This is a genomic window from Flavobacterium anhuiense (genome assembly GCF_900101855.1).
GTDB lineage: Bacteria > Bacteroidota > Bacteroidia > Flavobacteriales > Flavobacteriaceae > Flavobacterium > Flavobacterium anhuiense.
Genome location: NZ_FMVC01000011.1, coordinates 51,987 through 70,483, shown reverse-complemented (window position 1 = coordinate 70,483; position 18,497 = coordinate 51,987). Strand labels below are relative to the sequence as shown.

Genomic DNA, 18,497 nt, shown 5'->3' with positions numbered 1-18,497 from the left:
ATGTTTAAAAAAGATAATTGGGACGAGATTTTACAGGCCTTAACCGCCAACCCTTTCAGGACTATCCTGACGGCTTTTGGTGTTTTTTGGGGTATTTTTATCTTGGTAATTTTACTTGCTGCTGGTAATGGCTTGGAAAATGGTATTAAAAAAGGTTTTGATGGAATTGCGACCAATACTATGTTTATGTGGAGCCAGACCACTTCTAAAGCTTATAAAGGTTTGCCAAAAACAAGACGTTACGATTTTAGAAATAGTGATGTAACAGCTTTAAAAGCAGCATTGCCAGATTTATTATATGTTTCGCCAAGAAATCAGCTAGGTGATTTTAACGGAACAAATAACGTTGTAAGAGGCACTAAAACTTCGGCTTTCACAATTTATGGAGATTATCCAGAGCTGATTAAACAGCAGCCAATGGATATCATTAAAGGAAGATTTGTAAATCAGCAGGATATTGAGCAAAGAAGAAAAGTCTGCGTAATTGGAAAAGGGGTTATCAGTGAACTTTATGGAAAAGAAGAGGAAGCTGTTGGAACATATATCAAGATTAACAGCATCAATTTTATGGTGGTCGGGGTTTATAAATCCAAACAACAAGGAGGAAATGCAGAACAGGAGCAAAAGAATATTTTTATTCCTTTTACAACCTTTCAGCAAGCCTTTAATTATGGTGATAAAGTAGGATGGATGGCGCTTACCGCGAAAGATGAAACTTCTATAACCGATTTAAAGCCTAAAATTTTAGAGATTATAAAATCATTGCATTCTATAAATCCAACAGATGATAGGGCAGTTGGAAATTTTGATTTGTACGAGCAGTTTAATAAAGTGCAAAGCTTGTTCAATATTTTAAAAGTAATTGCCTATTTCGTAGGGACATTAGTTTTAATTTCAGGCGTAATCGGAATTTCGAATATCATGTTGATTGTGGTTAAGGAACGTACCAAAGAAATCGGAATCAGAAGAGCTTTAGGTGCAACACCTGGAGCAATTAGAAGTCAAATATTAACGGAGTCTATATTTTTAACTATTATTTCGGGTATGCTCGGAATTGCTGTTGCCACAGGAATTATAGCGGTTTTAAATATGGTATTAGACTCGATGCCTCCAGATCAAAATACTATGTTTGCGAATCCAACTGTAGATTTAGGAGTTGTATTTGTTGCATTAATCATCTTGGTCGGATCTGGTTTGCTTGCCGGATTTATCCCAGCACAGACTGCGATCAATGTAAAACCTGTAGATGCACTAAGAACAGAATAAATTATCAATCAAAATAAATCGATTAAACCCAGAACAAATGAAAAAAGGAGTAACCGTAACCATTTTAATATTTATTGCAATTGTTTTTTTTGGCGCGCTTTACTATTTGTATGCTAAAAACCAAGAATCGCCGATTGTTTTTAAAACGGAAAAAGCAGAAATTAAGACCATCGTAAAAAATACTATTGCGACAGGTAATATTCAGCCTGATGAAGAGGTTCTAATCAAACCAAATATCTCAGGGATTATTGAGGAAGTGTACATCAAAGCGGGTGAAAAAATTAAAGCCGGCGATATGATTGCTAAAATTAGAGTTGTAGCAAACGTTTCGAATGTAAGCAATTCTCAGAATCAGGTGCAAACTGCTAAAATAGCATTAGATAATCAGGAAAAAATCTATAAAAGACAGAAAACATTGTTTGAGAAAGATGTAATTTCTGCAAATGATTATGACGCAGCTTTGTTAGCTTACAATCAGGCGAAACAAAACTATTTGGCTGCAAAACAAGGTTTAGATATCGTAAAAACAGGAACCACTTCTTCTTTGGGAAGTTATGCTAATACGTTAATTCGTTCTACAGTGAACGGAATGGTGTTAGACGTTCCTGTAAAAGTGGGTAACCAAGTTATCGAAAGCAATAACTTCAATGAAGGAACTACAATTGCAAGTGTTGCCGATGTTGGAAGAATGATTTTTATTGGAAAAATTGATGAATCTGAAGTTGGAAAAATTAAAGAAAAAATGCCAATTGAAATTACAATTGGTGCAATTGAAAATAAAAAATTTGATGCAGTTTTAAATTATATTGCTCCAAAAGGAGTTACAGAAAACGGAGCAATCCAGTTTGAAATTAAAGCTCAAATGGTTAACAGAGATGATACTTTTATTAGAGCTGGTTTAAGTGCCAATGCTTCAATTATTTTAGAAAAAGCAGAGAAAGTTTTGGCAATTAAAGAGTCTTTAGTTCAATTTGACAAAAAAACACAAAAGCCTTATGTAGAAGTTGAAACTGCTCCACAGAAATTTCAAAGAAGAGATTTAGTTCTTGGGGTAAGCGACGGAATCTACGTTCAAGTTAAAAGCGGTGTAAATGATACAGATAAAATTAAAATCTGGAATCAAGGCTTAATTAACGAAGGAGACAAAGAAAAAAAATAAGCTAATTTGAAGGTTAAGGATCTTTTTGGTTTTAAAAATGTTAAATTTGCGTAGTTCGGTTTACTGCGCCTTCATTAAAAGTATATGAAAATAAATAAATATAATAGTCTGGTTATAGCATTGTTATTCGGTTTCGGATTAACTGGACAGGCGCAATCAAAGAAATGGACACTAGAAGAGTGTGTAAGATATGCACTCGAAAATAATATTACGATAAAACAATCAGAGTTAGATTTAAAAAATGCTGATATTGATAAAAAAGCGGCATTAGGCAATTATCTTCCATCTGTAAATGGGAGCGCTTCTCACTCATGGAATATTGGTTTGAATCAAGACGTTACAACGGGTATTTTACGTAATCAAACTACACAATACTCTTCAGTTGGAATAAATGCAGGAGTTGACATCTACAAAGGTCTGCAGAATCAAAACACTATGAGAAAAGCAAAATTAAGTATCGTTGCCTCACAGTATCAGCTATTAAAAATGCAAGAAGACATTTCTTTAAATGTGGCTAGTGCATTTTTGCAAATTTTATCTAATAAAGAAGATTTAAAAGTTAAGAAAGAACAGTTGGCAATCGATGAGAAAAGATTTGCTCGTTCTGAAGAAATGGTAAATGCAGGAACCATTCCGCGTGGAGATTTGTTCGACTTAAAAGCTACCGTTGCAACAGACAAACAAAATATAGCAGTTTCTGAAAACAATTTACTGATTTCTAAATTGAGTTTGGCTCAGCTCTTACAATTAAAAGAATTCGCTGATTTTGATGTAGTTGATGATACAAATGTGATGGATGAAAACAATATATTAGCCCAAAGTCCTATAGAAATCTATAATAAAGCGAAAGAAACTAGAACAGAGTTAAAATTGGCCCAGACAAATTTGGAGATTGCAGAGAAAAACGTTGCTATTGCTAAAGGAGCATATCAGCCAACTTTAAGCGCCTTCTACAGTTTTAATACAAGAGCAAGTTATTCTGATATTATAGTTGGATCAACGCCAAATACAACAAACCCAACTTCTCAGATTGGATATGTTCAAGGGACAAACCAAGCAGTTTTACAAGATAATTATATCCCTGTTTTAGGAAAAGCAGACCCAATTTTGGATCAATTTAAAGATAACAAAGGACAATCTTTCGGATTTCAGCTTTCTGTGCCTATCTTTAATGGTTTCTCAGTTAGAAATAATGTAGAACGTAATAAAGTAAGTTTAGAAAAATCTAAAATAGATTTAGAGCAAAAAAGTTTAGATTTGCAGCGTAACGTTTATACAGCATTTACCGATGCAAGAGGAGCTTTAAATACTTATGAATCGGCTACTGTAACTTTAGAAGCAAGACAGCAAGCTTACAACTATGCAAAAGAAAAGTATGATGTCGGTTTGATGAATTCATTTGACTTTACGCAAGCTCAAACCTTATTGACCAATGCGCAGTCTGATGTTATCAGAACAAAATACGATTACATGTTTAAAATTAAAATATTAGAGTTTTATTTCGGAATTCCAATCGTTCCAATTATTACAAAATAATTTATTATGCAGAAAAAAACAGTTTATTCTTTATTAGGTGCTGCAGTAGTACTTATTGTGGCTTTGGTTGGTCTTTCTAAGGCTGGAGTAATAGGGAATAAGGACGAAGGAAAAGAGGTAGAAACTGCAAAAGTTACGGCATCAACAATTGTTGAAACAGTTTCTGCAACAGGGAAAATCCAACCCGAAATTGAAGTTAAAATTGCCTCGATGGTTTCGGGCGAGATTATTTCACTTAATGTAAAAGAGGGGCAGGTGGTTAAAAAAGGCGATTTATTGGTAAAAATAAATCCAGATTTATATACTTCAGGATTAGAAAGATCTGTTGCAAATTTAGCAGGAACAAAAGCAAGTCTTACTCAATCTGACGCCAGTTTTAAGGAAGCAAAAGCAAATTATGAGCGTAATAAAATATTGTATGACAAAGGAGTAATCTCAAAATCAGATTGGGATAAAGCCGTTTCTACTTTTGAAGTTGCAAAAGCAACAAAACAAAGCGCCTATTATAATGTTCAAAGTGCTTCGGCATCTGTTACAGAAGCCAGAGATAACTTAGGACGTACAACGATTTATTCTCCTGCTGACGGAACTATTTCTGTATTGAATGTAGAATTGGGAGAAAGAGTTTTAGGAACGCAGCAAATGGCAGGAACTGAGCTTTTGCGTGTTGCCAACCTAAACAATATGGAGGTCGAAGTTGATGTGAATGAAAATGACATTGTAAAAATTAAAATAGGGGATGAAGCAAATGTTGAAGTGGATGCCTATTTGAAGAAGAAATTTAAAGGTGTTGTAACCAGCATTTCTAATTCTGCGAGTACTACCTTAACCTCAGATCAGGTAACTAATTTTAAAGTTAAAGTTCGTATACTTAAAGATTCTTACCAAGATTTGTTAGAAGGAAAGCCAAGCACATACTCTCCTTTCAGACCTGGAATGACGGCTACAGTCGATATTATTACGACAACAAAAACAAATGTTTTGGCAGTGCCAATTAGTTCTGTTGTAGTAAAATCAGATACTACGGCGGTGAAAGATTTTAAGGTTGAAGATCCAAATGAAGATAAAAAAGCAGCTCCAAAAAGCGATAAAAAATTCGAATGTGTTTTTGTAAAAGTTGGAGATAAAGCTAAAATTAGGATCATTAAAACTGGAATTCAGGACGATACTAATATTGAAGTAATGTCGGGATTAAAACCTGGTGATGTTGTTATTACAGGTCCATACACAACAGTTTCTAAAGAACTAAATTCTGGAGACAAGGTAAAGCTTAAGAAAGCTGAAGCTCCAAAGAAATAATATAAAACCACAATAATTTAAAATTTAATACTTTGTCTTTTATTCTCAATATCGAAACGGCTACTAAAAATTGTTCAGTATCTATTGCAAAAGATGGTCAGACCATTGTTTGCAGCGAATTGGCTGATGAAGGATATTCGCATGCCGAAAAACTTCATGTCTTTATTGAAGAAGTAATCGCAAAAGCGGGAATATCGGCGCAGGATTTAAAAGCTGTTGCAGTTAGCCAAGGCCCAGGATCGTATACAGGTTTGAGAATTGGCGTTTCGGCAGCAAAAGGCTTGTGTTATGCTTTAAATATTCCGTTGATTGCTGTTGACACGATGCAGACTTTAGCATCGCAAGCAGGAGTTACAGACGGAAAAATTATACCTATGCTAGATGCGCGCCGTATGGAAGTTTACAGTGCCATTTTTAATTCTGATTTGACTGTCGAAAGAGCTATTAAAGCCGAAATTATTGATGAAAATTCATTTCAGGAATATACAGACAAACTTTACTTTGTTGGCGATTGTGCAGAAAAATGTAAAACGGTTCTGACTAAAGACAACTTTGTGTTTTTAGAAAATATAAAATACCCATCAGCACAAGCTATGAGTAAAATCAGTTTTGATAAGTATCAAAAAAGCGACACTGTAGATGTCGCTTATTTTGAACCTTATTATTTAAAAGATTTTATTATTACTGCTCCTTCAAAAAAGGAATAATATTTTTTATTTCTGTATTGTGTAAGGCTGAATAGCAATTCCTGCCTCATCTAAAGCTGTTTTGCAATTTTCTAATGTTTCTGAAAAAACGGCTCCATAATTGGCGTTTTTTGCCCAAGGACGTACAGCAAAATCTATTGAACTTGCAGAAAGGTTTTTTACAAAAACTTCAGGCGCAGGGGTTTTCAATACTTTTGGATTATTGTTCAACACTGCTAAAAGTACTTCTTTAGCCTTTCTGATGTCAGAATCATACGAAATAGAGAAAGTCAAATCGGCTCTTCTTTCTCCTTGCATAGAGTAATTAATAATGTTTCCATTAGATAAAGCTCCATTCGGAACAAATACCGTCTGATTATTTCCAGTTAGCATCTTAGTTACAAAAATCTGAATTTCAAGAACAGTTGCAATAACTCCTTGAGCTTCTATAGTATCTCCAACTTTAAACGGTTTGAAAACGATAATAAGCATTCCGCCGGCAAAATTTGAAAGTGATCCTTGCAATGATAAACCAACAGCAAGACCCATTGCTCCTAAAATAGCTACGAACGAAGAGGTTTCAATTCCTAATTTAGAAATAAAGGTTACAAATAATAAAATTCGTAGCGCCCACAATAAAATATCGGCTAGGAATTTTGTTAATGTAGGATCTAGATTTCGCTGAATCATTACTTTTCGAATGATTCTGTTGATTAATCTGATGGCATATAAACCAACAAATAGAATTAAAAACGCAGAAATAAGTTTTGGCGAATAATCAACTAAAATGTCAATAAATCGACTGATGTATTTACTGACTTGTTCTGGACTAAGATTCATGATTTTTAAAATAAAAAACCTTCTCAAAAGAGAAGGTATATTAGCGGTGCAAATATAAAAATATTTACATTATCAGAAAACTGTGTTTATGCTTTCTCAGCAGCTTCGTCGGCTATTTCTTCTGTTTCTGCAACAGATTTTTCGCTTACATCAACAACGGTTTCAGAAATAGTTTCTGGGGTTTCAGAAGCCAGAGAAGCCGTTTTCTCCTTAACAGTATCTACAACGTTATTTATGGCTTCAGATGCTTTATCTGCATACTCGCTTACAGTTTCTTTTGCTTTTTCAGCATATTCTGAAGCGCGGTCAATAATCGGATCCGAAACTTCTTTTACTTTTTCTATTGTTTCTTCCGCAAAAGCTTCAGCTTTTTCAATATACGGTGCAGCAGCTTCTTTTGCTTGTTCAAAAGTCTCTTCGGCATTATTTGCCAATTCAGTTACAGACTCTTTGGTTGAGCCAAATAAATTTTTAAAAAATGAAGATAATCCCATGGTTTTTAATTAATTGGTTAAGAATACAATATTAATTAATTTTATAGAATTACTAGTTTTTTTAATAATAAATAATTGATAACTAGTGTTTAATAATAAAAAAAGCGCCTCAAGGAGACGCTTTGAATTGTGTTTTTATGAGATTAAGCATTTACAGCTTCCACTTTAATAGCTTCATCATTCAGCATGCTTTTCAGCATATTCTCAATTCCGCTTTTTAAAGTAAATGTAGATGAAGGACATCCGCTGCAAGCACCTTGCAATAATACTTTTACCGTTTTGTCATCTTCATTATAAGATTCAAAAGCAATGTTTCCTCCATCAGCAGCTACCGCAGGTTTTACATATTCTTCTAAGATGTTAATGATTTGCTGTGATGTAACATCCAACTTATCAAAAGCTTCATCTTTTTTTGCTTCAGTTTTCGCTTTAGTTTCGATTAAGCTTTCATCTAAAACAGTTCCTCCGTTTTCAATAAATTGTTTAATGAAAGTTCTTAGTTCTAAAGTAATTTCGTCCCAGTTATTGATTTCATATTTTGTAACCGAAATGTAATTTTCATCAATAAAAATTTCTTTCACATAAGGAAATTTGAATAATTCCTGAGCTAAAGGAGAAGAAGCAGTCTGATCAATATTTTTATATTCTACGGCATTGCGAGTAAGCATACGGCTCACAACAAATTTCAATGCAGATGGATTTGGAGTGGTTTCTCCGTATACCGTAATAGGCTGTTTTTTTGGTTTTGTTTCATCAATTTTAATGATAACGCCACCTTTATCAACAAAAGCGCTGATTTGTTCTGCTACAGCATCTTTTACATCATCCCAATCTACAATGCTGTATCTTTCGATAGCGATAAAATTTCCAGAAATATAAACTGTTTTAACAAACGGCAGATAAAATAATTGCTGAGCTAGCGGAGAAGCTTGCGCTTCATCGATATTTTTGAACTCAAAATTTTGATTTTGAGTGATGAAATCCTCAAATTCAAACTTTAAAATTGTTGGATTTTGAGTCTCTTTTATAGTGATTTTAGTCATGATAATATATTTTTTGCAAATTTACTAAAGTTATTTTCTACTAATGGCTATATTTGATTTTTTAATGAAATAATTAAGACTCTTTTCAAATAAATCGTGTTAAATTGAAAGAGTGAAAAATATATAGTAAGAATTTTGTCTTTATGAAATTAAAAATCAGGGTTTTATTAATTTTTCTCATTACTGTTTTTCACTCTTATTCCCAAGAGGGAATCCCTGTTTATTCTGATTATTTGTCTGATAATTATTACCTTATTCACCCTTCTATGGCAGGCGCAGCCAATTGTGCCAAAGTGCGGTTAACAGCTAGAAAACAATGGTTTGGTGAAGAAGATTCTCCATCGCTTCAAACTTTGAGTTTTAATGGAAGAATAGGAGAGCGTTCTGGAGCTGGGATTATTGTTTTTAATGACAAAAACGGATACCATTCTGAAAAAGGGGTAAAGCTAACTTATGCGCATCATATTATGTTTTCGAGAGATGAACTGGATTTGAATCAGCTGTCTTTTGGAATTAGTGGAGGTTTGATTCAAAACCAATTAGACGAAACAAAATTTGGAAACACATTTGATCCAATAGTTTTTGGTTCTATTCAGAAAGATTCCTATTTCAATATTGATGTTGGAGCTTCTTATAATTATTTGAATTTCTATGCACATGCAACAGTTCAAGGTCTATTGGAAACGAGGAGAGAGTTATATTCAGATTATGAAAGTGATAACTTGAGGAAGTTTTTATTAAGCGCTGGTTATGTGTTTGGTAGAAATGATAATTGGACTTGGGAGCCTTCGATCCTTTTTCAGCTGTTTGACCAGACGAAAGAAAAAACACTCGACATAAATATGAAAGCCTATAAAAACATGGATTTTGGAAGTCTGTGGGCTGCTTTATCGTATAGGAGAGGTTTTGATGGAGCACAATATATTTCAGGAAGCGGTGTAGCGTCTCAAAAATTACAATACTTTACGCCCATTATTGGGGTTAACTACAAGAGCTTTATGTTTGCTTATACGTATTCTCAAGTAATGGGAGATGTTAAGTTTGACACTGGAGGATATCATCAAATTACTTTAGGAATTAATTTATTCTGTAAAAAAGAACGCTACGACTGTAACTGTCCTGCCATTAACTAAATTTATTTTTTATGCTGATTAAATCTGTAAACGGAAAATCGCCTCTTATTCCAGAGGATTGTTATGTGGCCGAAAATGCTACTATTGTTGGAGATGTATCTTTTGGAACATCTTGCAGTGTTTGGTTTAATGCTGTTGTGAGAGGAGATGTTCATTTTATTAAAATTGGAAACAAAGTAAATATTCAAGATGGAGCTGTAATTCACTGTACGTATCAAAAGCACCCAACGATTATAGGAAATAACGTTTCAATTGGTCACAATGCAATTGTTCACGGTTGTACGATTCATGATAATGTTTTAATCGGAATGGGAGCAATTGTAATGGATAATTGCGTGGTAGAAAGCAATGCCATAATTGCTGCTGGAGCTGTAGTAACACAAAATACGGTGGTAACTTCTGGAAGTATTTATGCCGGTGTTCCTGCCAAAAAAGTTAAAGACATCGATCAGTCTGATTTTGCTGGCGAAATTGAACGCATTTCGAATAATTACGTGATGTATTCGAGTTGGTTCAAAAACGAAGAATAGAAATTCCAAATGGAAATCTCAAAATAGAAAATCCAAATTCCAAGAGTTTTAGCTTTTTGGAATTTGGATTTTTTTTATTTGCAATTTAAAAAATTTAAAGGTTGATTTTTTCGAAGAAAGTATTCTTATAACTTTCGCTAATTGGAATTCTTTTATCGCTTATTAACACTTTGTTTTTCTGAATTGATTTTACATGTTTGATATTAATAATATACGATCTGTGAATTCTCGCAAAACCTTTGCTTGAAAGCAAATTTTCAAGTTTGATTAAACTGATTAATGTCAGTGTAAATTTATTGTCTGTAGTGTAAATTTTGACATAATCTTTAAGACCTTCAATAAAAAGAATATCGGCAAAATTCAATTTTACGTTTTCATATTCAGCTCTAACAAACATAAAATCCTGTTCAATTTCTGGCGTATTAGTGCTTTCTGTAAGTGCTGGAGTTGCCACAGGCTGTAAAACTTGCTGAGCACGAACTACCGCTTTTAAAAAACGATGAAACGGAATCGGTTTTACTAAATAATCGACCGCGCCAAGATTAAATCCCTCCACAGCATAATCTGAATAGGCGGTCGTGAAAATAACTAGAGGTTTTTTCTCTATAGTATTTAAAAAGTCAATTCCAGAAAAATGGGGCATCTGAATATCCAGAAAAATCAAATCAACATTATTTTGATTGATAAATGAAACGGCATCGATAGCATTATTGAAAGTGCTGATCAGTTCAAGAGTATCTACTTTTTTGACAAAATCCTCTAATAGTTCTACCGCTAAAGGTTCGTCATCAATAATTACACATTTCATCTTTTCTGGATTAGTTTTTAAAATTTCATTTCGCATTCAAAAGTAGTTTGAAACCAGTAAATTAAGTTTTAAAATTTTCATAAAATACTGGTTTTTACAAATCAAAATTATGCATTAACGGTTATCATTTTGTGAGTAAAAAATATTTTGATTTTTTGCTCACTGAAATCATTTTTTAATCTATTGCTGTTTTAATTTCGTCTAGTTTTAAATTCAAATGGACTCGGTAATAGTTATCATCTTGCGTAATGGTCAGTTCGTGTGCGTTTGGATAAAGAAGATCAAGACGGCTTTGAATGTTTACTAATCCAATTCCTGAATTTTCAGGATCTTTCACATAATTTTCGATTGTATTTTCGATCCAAAAATCAAGATTGTAGTCTATAATCAAAATTTTGATTTTTACGTGAGCCGCGCCTTTGTAATCAGTTCCGTATTTAAAAGCATTTTCAACAAATGAAATCAATAGTAAAGGCTCAATAAATTTGTTTTTAGTATCGCCATGAACATTGATGACAATGTCTTCAATATTATTTAATCGCAGTTTTTGCAATTCGATATAGTTCTGAATATAATTGACCTCTTTTTCTAAAGCCACCGTTTTATTGTCTGTTTCATACAGCATATAGCGCATTAGTTCAGACAAGGTTACGATGGCATCAGGGACCAAATCAGATTTTTTGTGTGCCAAAGAATAAATACTGTTTAAAGAATTAAATAAAAAATGCGGATTGGTTTGTTTGCGCAAATAAATTAATTCGGTATTTGTTCTATGAGTTTCAGCAATCAGTTTATTTTGCTGATTGTTATAAAATTCAGTTAATGTTCTAATAATTGCAGAAATCGTAATAATCAGGATATAGAAAAATGATGGAGCAATCTTGAAAAAAAATGGCTGTCTCATTTCTATTCTGTGACGCATTCTGCCTCCTCTTGGAAAAAAATGCGGATCACGAATAATGGTGTCAGCATGCATCATGTTTTCGGGCCTTAAATGTCTAAATTCAGGAATAAAATAATTTAATCGTATTACCATAAATAGCGCAATCAGACCAATGGCAAATGCGCCGTACAGCCAATATTTTTTTTGCAGCAGATAATTTGGAACCAAATAAAAATAGTTCAGATAAAACAAGAAAATCCCTGAAAGCCATTGGGCATAAAAATCATTGTCGAGCTTAAACGGACTTTCATAAAACTGAATTAATGAAGTCAGAATAAAGAAAATCCAAATCATGAAATGGAATAATATTTTGTTATAGCCTGTATTTTTAATGGTATCGATCTGCATTTATAATTTTATTTTTAATAAAATTAGTTCATTTTTGGTTACCGTTGGAGATAAGTTTTGTTTGAGTTTTTGCTTTACAAGCTCTGCAACTTTTAGAGCATCACTTTCTGTTTCAAAACTTTTAGTATCGCTTATTACGGGAATAATGGATTGTTTGATTAAAACTTTTTCTTTGTAGGCAATTGAATATCCCCATCCAGAATTTGTTTTAAAAGATGTGGCAGTTAAAGCTTCTTTTTTTGCACACGCAGCAAAAAGCAAAAGAACTGTAAAAACCATTAAATTCTTCTGGATATTACTCCAGAAGAATTGTTTAATATTAATTATCGTCATCGCTTTGTTCGTCTAATGGCTTAAATTCCCAAGCATCATCAAAGTACGTAGAACCAACTCTTCCTAGCATATAGAATCCGCGATTATTTATTGAGAAACCAACAGCATCTGTTCGTGTAGCACCTTCCATTGGAGTTCTTTCTGTCCACAAATCTGTTGACGGATTGTACTCCCAAACTGTTTTGATGTTTTCACCTCCTACAACATATCCTAAACCATTCATAGAAAAACTTGAAGCATTAGAACGTACAATCGCATAATCGTCGTTGTAGCTGTAATCGTCATCAGTATCTTTATCAATATCACGTTTTCTTGTCCAAACATCTGTTGATGGATCAAACTCCCAGAAATCTTCTTGATAAACACCATTATTTACACCAGTTACTAAATATGCTTTGTCTGCAATTGTAAATACAGTTGCATTACGTCTTTTGTTACCGCTAAAACCATTTACTAGAGTCCAAATATTGGCCTGATCATCGTATTGATAAAAATCTTTCAGATAATTCCCGTCATAACCTGTTCCAAAATACGCTTTACCGCCAACCTGAAAACCTACAGCTGCATAACGTGCCGTTCCTGCAAAATCTGTTTTTTGTGTCCAGCTGTTTGCAGTAGGGTCGTATTGATAAAAGTCTTTCAGCTTGTTTGTTCCGTCATAACCAAGACCTACATAACCTTTTTCGTTTAATGCAAAACTAGAAGCAGAACTTCTTCCAACACCACCAAAATCAGCTTTCTGTTCCCAATAATCTCCATTTGAATTGTAAACCCAAAGATCTTTTAAATAAACGTCGCCAGTATAACCACCTACTACGTAAGCATAATCTCCGATAACAAAACTTGTAGCACTAGATCTTGCAGGGCCATCAAAGGCTGATTTTTTAATCCAGTTTCCTACCAAATCATCATCGTCATCATCATTGCTGCAGCTTATAAAAAAGAGGCTTGAGAAAAGCGCTGTGAATAAAATTCCTTTTTTTAGATTAATCATAGTGTATTTAATTTATTGTTTGTATTTGATCCCTATTCCTAAAACATAACCGTTTCCGGTATTATAGTCGTAAACCTTATGGTCATTACTATCTAGTAAATTGTATTTTTTGTTGAAATCATAACCAGCTTTAAAATTTAAAAACCAATTGCCGGCAACATTTCTTTCGTATTCTAAAGCCGAAGTCATTTGCGATAAAACAGCTTTTTCAGCATTGTTTCCTGTACTAGATGTTTTATCCAAATGATAAAAATTTCCATTAAAACTATTCGTCAGACTGAATTTGTTTCGATCATTATTAGAATAAGAAATCTTTGAGTCGGGGAATCCGATTTTAAAATCGGTTTTCTCATTCATGTTATAATCAAAAGCAACAATTGGTGTAATCTTGGGCGCTCCAAAAATTGATGTTCTGCCAACTCCGGCAATTACACTCAGTTTTGAACCGATTTGCTGAATGATTTCTAAACTTCCTAAAACAGTAACGTCTGAAAAATCCAATTTGCTTTGAAAATTTGCCGTCGGAATAACAGAAAGTTTCCAATTTGTTCTTTCTGCTATTTCAGATGAATAATCAAATTTGTTTTGAACTTGGTTGAATTTGTCCTGATCCGCATAAAAATTATAAGGATTCAATTCGTAATTCACCTTCAAATTAGAATATTCTAAAGTGTTCGCTATTTTGCTTTTTGCTCCTAATTTTTTCTGATAAAAAATAGCAAGGCCTGTTTCGCTAAAATTTATCTTTTCTGTTGGCTCGGTTCTAAAATTAAAAGCGGCGCCAAAATTTTCCTGAGCTTTTAAACCTAAAAATGAAATCAAAAAAAGAGAACAAACTAAAAACCTTACTTTCATTACTTATTTTATTGGCTCAAAATTAGACGGATGAAGTCCTTAAAAAAAAGAAGATATATATATGACGTGTTTTGATAGACAAAATCGCCGTTTTTAGGGTCGAATTAAATTTTGAGAATAGAATTCAGATTATAGATTGTTTTGTACAGTTTGTAGCCGTAAAAAGCGCAGTAGTATATGTTATAGTGTGTCGCCAAAGCGTGCAATTTATATTTGCTCAAAAATTAAATTATGCACAAGTTTATTTTGATACTGCTTTTTGTACTTAGCTTATTTTCGTGCGGTACAGATACAGATACTGGAGAATTTACTGTTGGGTCAGATTATTTGGCTTTAAGCAATAAAGTGATCATGATAGATACCGTTACGGTAGAAATGTCAACCATCAATTTTGATTCGCTTGTAACTTCGAACATGAGTAGAATCTTGATAGGAAATTACGATGATCCTATTTTCGGAAAAGTAAAATCAGACAGTTATTTTCAGCTTTCAGGTACTAATTATGCTTTAAATAGTTCTGGTTCCGATACCGAATCGATAAATTATGTTTTCGATTCGATTTCTATGATTCTTAAATATGATAAATATTATTATGGAGATACGACCAAAGTGCAAACATTTGATATTCATCGCTTAATTCAGAAGGTGAAGCCTAATACTGACGACAGCAGTTTTTACAATAATTCTACATTAAGTTATAGTCCCGAAAGCTTGGGAAAAATATCTTTTATACCAAGGCCAACCGAAAAGGACTCTATAAATATTAAAATGAGCAATGAATTTGGAGATGCTCTTTTTCAGAAAATAAAAAAAAGAGAAATTACAGATTTTGACAGCTTTACCGAATATTTGAAAGGGCTGGTTTTAGTTCCAGAAACCTCCAATTCTTCAAGTGTAATTGGATTTAGTGCGGGAAATAGCAAAGTAAGATTGTATTATTCAAAATATATGGGAGATTCAGATCAGGATTCTTTTTTTCTCGATTTTACGATCATAAATCATGCAAAGCAGTTTAATTCTATTTCTTTGAATAAAACGGGGACAATGCTGCAAAATCTTCCCATCTCGAGCAACAATTTATCAAGTAACCTTACAAATAACCAAGGGTTTATTCAATCTGGAACTGGAGTAGCCTGCAGAGTTGAATTTCCTAATATTAAGCAGTTTAAAAATATTTCAACTAATGGAGCTATTGTAAATGCTGAACTGATTTTGAAACCAGTAAATAATTCTTATTCTGAGAAATATCCATTGGCAGATTCGCTGGCTGTGTATGTGGGTGATAATTTAAATCGAATAAGCGGAACATTGGTAAATTCTGCTGGAAGCACTGTTTATGGAATATTGAATAAAAAAAGTGACGAGTTTAATGAAAATGTTGGTTATACCATTCCAATTGGAAATTTCCTTCAGAAAGAAATGCTCAAACAATCCGATTCAAGATCATCTCTCATCTTGACATTACCTGGAATTTCTAAATCTGTTGACCGCATTGTTTTGGGTAACCAAAAACATGCAAACAACAAAATTCAACTGAAAATTTATTACATCTCTTACTAAATGAAAAATAGAATTGTTTTATGGAGCTGCTTCTTTCTAATGTCGCTGACTTCATTTTCTCAAAGTATTTCAAGTTCTCCATATTCGCTTTACGGTGTTGGAAGTTTGTATGATTCAGATTTTGGTTATCTGCCTTCCATAGGCGGTTCTGGAATTGCTTTGCCTTCAGATACTTTTATCAATAATCTGAATCCAGCTTCTTTAGGATTTATGTATCAGAATCACTTTCTTTTTGATATTGGCGGAAAAGCTATCGCAACCACATATCAGAGTAGTAATCGCACAGAAAAGCGAAATAATTTTCAATTTTCTCATTTGGCCTTTGCTTTTCCGGTTTCTAAAAATTCTGGTTTTAGTTTAGCGCTTCGTCCATATTCTAGTTCTGTATTTAAAATTTCTAATTTAAAACTTCCAATTGCTGAAAGTCAGGAATATTACTATGTAACAGCACAAGGATCAGGAGGTTTAAACAATCTGGATTTTTCATACGGATATCGATTTGGAAAAAAATTAACGGTAGGGGCGACTGGAACAGTGCTTTTTGGAAACACGGTTGATGATCGCGCTTTTTTAATTTCAAATACAATTACTACGATACACAAAAAAACAGATTATAGAGGAGTTCGCGCAACTTTGGGTGCTCAATATAAAATAGATTCTACATTTACAATTGGAACTACGGTTAAAGTTCCAACAAGGATAAATGCTTCCAAAGTGCAAACGGTAACAAGTATTGCAGATGAAGTAGAGACTTCTATAGAAACGGACAAAGCTACAGACGTAGATGATTACTATATGCCTTTAGAAATAGGTTTTGGAGCTAGTAAGCGATTTAAAAATAATCTGAATGTAACTTTAGATTACGAAAGGAGTTTATGGAAAGATACCAACCAGCCTGAGCTTTATGGAAAGTTTGTAAATCAGGATCGTTTTGCGCTGGGGTTTACTTACAGTACCAAAAAGAATGTTAGAAGATATTGGGATAGAGTAGGATATGCAGCAGGTATAAACTTTGACAATGGTTATCTCGAAGTTGACAAACAGCGTGTTAACAGTGCTTCTATTTCTATTGGACTAAATCTGCCAATTGAAAATACGTTTTCATCACTCAATATTTCTTATTCTTATGGACAGAAAGGGAGAATCGCAAATGATTTAATAAAAGAAAACTACCATAAAATATCACTCAATCTATCGTTAGACGGAATTTGGTTCGTCAAGCGAAAATTCGAATAATAATCTAAAAGTCTTTCTTGATTACTGGATATTTATATTCTAAAATTGATTCTAAAACTTTAGGGTCAGAATTGACATAAAACACTGGATCAATATCTGTACTTTCAGAAAATCCAACTTTATCTTTAAGCAGATTTTTAGTCTGGCGCGCAACAGCTTCTCCTGAATCTATTATTTTAATATGATCTGGGAGAATTTTTTTTATCTGAGGAATCAGATACGGGTAATGGCTGCATCCTAAAACCAAGTAATCAATATTAGCTTCAATCATGGGCTGTAGATACGATTCTAACAATTGAGTCATTTCTGGCGAATACAAATTGCCATCTTCAATAAGTTGTACAAGTCCATGTCCAACCTGCTCAATGATTTTTGTGTTATGAAACATCTCAGCAGTTTTATTAAACAGCTCACTATTAAGAGTTCCTTTTGTAGCTAAAATTCCGATAACCTGAGTTTGAGAATTGTTAGCCGCTGGTTTGATAGCGGGTTCAATTCCGACAAACGGAACATCATATTCTGCGCGAAGTTCTACTATAGCATTTGTGGTTGCGGTATTGCAAGCAACAACAATTAGCTTGCAATTATTCTCTAGTAAAAATTCTACATTTTTTTTGCTTAATGCAACAATTTCATCTTTGCTTCTTTGCCCATAAGGAGCATTTTTACTGTCAGCCAGATAAATGGTTTTTTCATTTGGAAGAAGGTCATGAATGGCGCTCCAAATGGAAGTTCCACCAATACCAGAATCAAAAACGCCTATAGGATTATTGTTTATCATAAAGCAAATTTAATATTTTTTAATAAAATTCGTTATTCTAAATTAAGCGAAATCTTGAAATAATACCAAAGATTAGGTTTAATTTTTTGTAAAAAAAAACTGCTCAAATTATATAAATTGAGCAGCTTAATTATCGGAATTTAATTTCTTAGAATCCTAAATCTTTTTTAACATCAGCAGTGATGTTTGGACCATCAGCTAATAATAAAGTAGAACCGTCTAAAACATATTGGAAACCTTTAGCTTTTCCAACTTTTTGGATAGAAGCTCTTACTTTTTCCATTAAAGGTTTTACGATATCTGTTTCTTTTTGTTGTAATTCTTTTTGAGCATTGTCTCTGTAATCAACAATTCTCTTTTGCATATCTTGAACTTCTTTAGAACGCTCACCGTTTACAGCATCTGTTACAGTTGCAGCTTCAGCTTCGTACTTTTTAATTTTCACTTGATATTCGTCAACCATTTTTTTGTATTCAGCATCATATGTACCACTTAATTTTTGCAGTTGATTTTGAGCATCTAGCATAGCAGGCATTTTCGACATGATCTCGCTTACATCAACATGAGCTACCTTCGCTTGTGCGTTCATTGTGTTACTTGCTCCTAAAATAAGAATTGCAGCAATTAGTAAAGTTTTGATTTGTTTCATCATT

Annotated in this window: 19 protein-coding genes; 9 read left to right on the top strand and 10 right to left on the bottom strand. The window is 33.3% G+C overall.

Going from position 1 to position 18,497, the window contains the following annotated elements; genetic code table 11:
* The 5 genes from BLP44_RS22610 to tsaB all read left to right on the top strand — a co-directional run bounded on the left by BLP44_RS22610 (window position 1) and on the right by tsaB (window position 5,967).
* Window positions 1-1,266 carry an ABC transporter permease gene (locus BLP44_RS22610; protein WP_008467355.1) on the top strand — a complete coding sequence of 422 codons (1,266 nt, stop codon included), beginning with the start codon at window positions 1-3 and terminating at the stop codon, window positions 1,264-1,266.
* A gap of 37 nt (window positions 1,267-1,303) precedes the next feature.
* The gene (locus tag BLP44_RS22605) at window positions 1,304-2,425 is read left to right on the top strand and encodes an efflux RND transporter periplasmic adaptor subunit (protein WP_066032780.1); all 1,122 of its coding nucleotides are present in this window, start codon (window positions 1,304-1,306) and stop codon (window positions 2,423-2,425) included.
* 84 nt (window positions 2,426-2,509) lie between these two features.
* Window positions 2,510-3,961, top strand: coding sequence for a TolC family protein (locus BLP44_RS22600; RefSeq protein WP_008467352.1), 1,452 nt, complete (start codon window positions 2,510-2,512; stop codon window positions 3,959-3,961).
* A gap of 6 nt (window positions 3,962-3,967) precedes the next feature.
* Window positions 3,968-5,260 carry an efflux RND transporter periplasmic adaptor subunit gene (locus tag BLP44_RS22595; protein WP_066032778.1) on the top strand — a complete coding sequence of 431 codons (1,293 nt, stop codon included), beginning with the start codon at window positions 3,968-3,970 and terminating at the stop codon, window positions 5,258-5,260.
* A 32-nt stretch (window positions 5,261-5,292) separates the two neighbouring features.
* A complete protein-coding gene (gene tsaB / locus BLP44_RS22590) occupies window positions 5,293-5,967 on the top strand; it encodes a tRNA (adenosine(37)-N6)-threonylcarbamoyltransferase complex dimerization subunit type 1 TsaB (RefSeq protein ID WP_091136596.1) in 675 nt (224 codons plus the stop codon).
* Between the two features lie 6 nt (window positions 5,968-5,973).
* Here tsaB and BLP44_RS22585 read toward each other — a convergent pair whose 3' ends face one another.
* The 3 genes from BLP44_RS22585 to BLP44_RS22575 all read right to left on the bottom strand — a co-directional run bounded on the left by BLP44_RS22585 (window position 5,974) and on the right by BLP44_RS22575 (window position 8,323).
* Window positions 5,974-6,786, bottom strand: coding sequence for a mechanosensitive ion channel family protein (locus BLP44_RS22585; RefSeq protein WP_091136593.1), 813 nt, complete (start codon window positions 6,784-6,786; stop codon window positions 5,974-5,976).
* Window positions 6,787-6,872: 86 nt separating this feature from the next.
* The gene (locus BLP44_RS22580) at window positions 6,873-7,280 is read right to left on the bottom strand and encodes a YtxH domain-containing protein (protein WP_008467346.1); all 408 of its coding nucleotides are present in this window, start codon (window positions 7,278-7,280) and stop codon (window positions 6,873-6,875) included.
* A 143-nt stretch (window positions 7,281-7,423) separates the two neighbouring features.
* Window positions 7,424-8,323, bottom strand: coding sequence for a NifU family protein (locus BLP44_RS22575; RefSeq protein WP_008467344.1), 900 nt, complete (start codon window positions 8,321-8,323; stop codon window positions 7,424-7,426).
* Window positions 8,324-8,466: 143 nt separating this feature from the next.
* On the opposite strand from BLP44_RS22575, the gene BLP44_RS22570 reads away from it, so the two are divergent.
* Both BLP44_RS22570 and BLP44_RS22565 read left to right on the top strand, forming a co-directional pair.
* The gene (locus tag BLP44_RS22570) at window positions 8,467-9,456 is read left to right on the top strand and encodes a PorP/SprF family type IX secretion system membrane protein (RefSeq protein ID WP_091136589.1); all 990 of its coding nucleotides are present in this window, start codon (window positions 8,467-8,469) and stop codon (window positions 9,454-9,456) included.
* 11 nt (window positions 9,457-9,467) lie between these two features.
* Window positions 9,468-9,986, top strand: coding sequence for a gamma carbonic anhydrase family protein (locus BLP44_RS22565; RefSeq protein ID WP_066032770.1), 519 nt, complete (start codon window positions 9,468-9,470; stop codon window positions 9,984-9,986).
* A gap of 94 nt (window positions 9,987-10,080) precedes the next feature.
* Here the strand turns inward: BLP44_RS22565 and BLP44_RS22560 are convergent, their stop codons facing one another.
* The 5 genes from BLP44_RS22560 to BLP44_RS22540 form a co-directional block, all read right to left on the bottom strand.
* The gene (locus BLP44_RS22560; RefSeq protein ID WP_240628185.1) at window positions 10,081-10,830 is read right to left on the bottom strand and encodes a LytR/AlgR family response regulator transcription factor; all 750 of its coding nucleotides are present in this window, start codon (window positions 10,828-10,830) and stop codon (window positions 10,081-10,083) included.
* 139 nt (window positions 10,831-10,969) lie between these two features.
* Window positions 10,970-12,085 carry a sensor histidine kinase gene (locus BLP44_RS22555; RefSeq protein ID WP_091136586.1) on the bottom strand — a complete coding sequence of 372 codons (1,116 nt, stop codon included), beginning with the start codon at window positions 12,083-12,085 and terminating at the stop codon, window positions 10,970-10,972.
* On the bottom strand, window positions 12,086-12,418 hold the full coding sequence (locus BLP44_RS22550; RefSeq protein ID WP_008467334.1) for a DUF4907 domain-containing protein: 333 nt from the start codon (window positions 12,416-12,418) through the stop codon (window positions 12,086-12,088).
* Window positions 12,405-13,412 (bottom strand): Kelch repeat-containing protein, encoded by a 1,008-nt coding sequence (locus tag BLP44_RS22545; protein ID WP_091136583.1) that lies wholly within the window; start codon window positions 13,410-13,412, stop codon window positions 12,405-12,407. The genes BLP44_RS22550 and BLP44_RS22545 overlap by 14 nt, the downstream gene beginning before the upstream one ends.
* Before the next feature lie 12 nt (window positions 13,413-13,424).
* Window positions 13,425-14,267, bottom strand: coding sequence for a DUF6268 family outer membrane beta-barrel protein (locus tag BLP44_RS22540; RefSeq protein ID WP_091136580.1), 843 nt, complete (start codon window positions 14,265-14,267; stop codon window positions 13,425-13,427).
* 231 nt (window positions 14,268-14,498) lie between these two features.
* On the opposite strand from BLP44_RS22540, the gene BLP44_RS22535 reads away from it, so the two are divergent.
* Window positions 14,499-15,827 carry a DUF4270 family protein gene (locus BLP44_RS22535; protein ID WP_091136577.1) on the top strand — a complete coding sequence of 443 codons (1,329 nt, stop codon included), beginning with the start codon at window positions 14,499-14,501 and terminating at the stop codon, window positions 15,825-15,827.
* Window positions 15,828-17,063, top strand: a complete 1,236-nt coding sequence (locus BLP44_RS22530) for a BamG family beta-barrel-assembly machinery protein (RefSeq protein ID WP_091136574.1) — start codon at window positions 15,828-15,830, stop codon at window positions 17,061-17,063.
* Between the two features lie 4 nt (window positions 17,064-17,067).
* Here the strand turns inward: BLP44_RS22530 and murI are convergent, their stop codons facing one another.
* Both murI and BLP44_RS22520 read right to left on the bottom strand, forming a co-directional pair.
* A complete protein-coding gene (murI, locus tag BLP44_RS22525) occupies window positions 17,068-17,844 on the bottom strand; it encodes a glutamate racemase (protein WP_008467324.1) in 777 nt (258 codons plus the stop codon).
* Window positions 17,845-17,992: 148 nt separating this feature from the next.
* Entirely contained in the window at window positions 17,993-18,496 is a 504-nt protein-coding gene (locus BLP44_RS22520; RefSeq protein ID WP_170830271.1) for an OmpH/Skp family outer membrane protein, read from the bottom strand.
* Between the last annotated feature and the right edge of the window lies 1 nt (window position 18,497).

What these genes read in the sequence shown, in the direction of transcription:
- BLP44_RS22610 (WP_008467355.1), top strand. Translation starts at nt 1, where the DNA reads ATGTTTAAAAAAGATAATTGGGACGAGATTTTACAGGCCTTAACCGCC.
- BLP44_RS22605 (WP_066032780.1), top strand. Translation starts at nt 1,304, where the DNA reads ATGAAAAAAGGAGTAACCGTAACCATTTTAATATTTATTGCAATTGTT.
- BLP44_RS22600 (WP_008467352.1), top strand. Translation starts at nt 2,510, where the DNA reads ATGAAAATAAATAAATATAATAGTCTGGTTATAGCATTGTTATTCGGT.
- BLP44_RS22595 (WP_066032778.1), top strand. Translation starts at nt 3,968, where the DNA reads ATGCAGAAAAAAACAGTTTATTCTTTATTAGGTGCTGCAGTAGTACTT.
- BLP44_RS22585 (WP_091136593.1), bottom strand. Translation starts at nt 6,786, where the DNA reads ATGAATCTTAGTCCAGAACAAGTCAGTAAATACATCAGTCGATTTATT.
- BLP44_RS22580 (WP_008467346.1), bottom strand. Translation starts at nt 7,280, where the DNA reads ATGGGATTATCTTCATTTTTTAAAAATTTATTTGGCTCAACCAAAGAG.
- BLP44_RS22575 (WP_008467344.1), bottom strand. Translation starts at nt 8,323, where the DNA reads ATGACTAAAATCACTATAAAAGAGACTCAAAATCCAACAATTTTAAAG.
- BLP44_RS22570 (WP_091136589.1), top strand. Translation starts at nt 8,467, where the DNA reads ATGAAATTAAAAATCAGGGTTTTATTAATTTTTCTCATTACTGTTTTT.
- BLP44_RS22565 (WP_066032770.1), top strand. Translation starts at nt 9,468, where the DNA reads ATGCTGATTAAATCTGTAAACGGAAAATCGCCTCTTATTCCAGAGGAT.
- BLP44_RS22560 (WP_240628185.1), bottom strand. Translation starts at nt 10,830, where the DNA reads ATGCGAAATGAAATTTTAAAAACTAATCCAGAAAAGATGAAATGTGTA.
- BLP44_RS22555 (WP_091136586.1), bottom strand. Translation starts at nt 12,085, where the DNA reads ATGCAGATCGATACCATTAAAAATACAGGCTATAACAAAATATTATTC.
- BLP44_RS22550 (WP_008467334.1), bottom strand. Translation starts at nt 12,418, where the DNA reads ATGACGATAATTAATATTAAACAATTCTTCTGGAGTAATATCCAGAAG.
- BLP44_RS22545 (WP_091136583.1), bottom strand. Translation starts at nt 13,412, where the DNA reads ATGATTAATCTAAAAAAAGGAATTTTATTCACAGCGCTTTTCTCAAGC.
- BLP44_RS22540 (WP_091136580.1), bottom strand. Translation starts at nt 14,267, where the DNA reads ATGAAAGTAAGGTTTTTAGTTTGTTCTCTTTTTTTGATTTCATTTTTA.
- BLP44_RS22535 (WP_091136577.1), top strand. Translation starts at nt 14,499, where the DNA reads ATGCACAAGTTTATTTTGATACTGCTTTTTGTACTTAGCTTATTTTCG.
- BLP44_RS22530 (WP_091136574.1), top strand. Translation starts at nt 15,828, where the DNA reads ATGAAAAATAGAATTGTTTTATGGAGCTGCTTCTTTCTAATGTCGCTG.
- murI (WP_008467324.1), bottom strand. Translation starts at nt 17,844, where the DNA reads ATGATAAACAATAATCCTATAGGCGTTTTTGATTCTGGTATTGGTGGA.
- BLP44_RS22520 (WP_170830271.1), bottom strand. Translation starts at nt 18,496, where the DNA reads ATGATGAAACAAATCAAAACTTTACTAATTGCTGCAATTCTTATTTTA.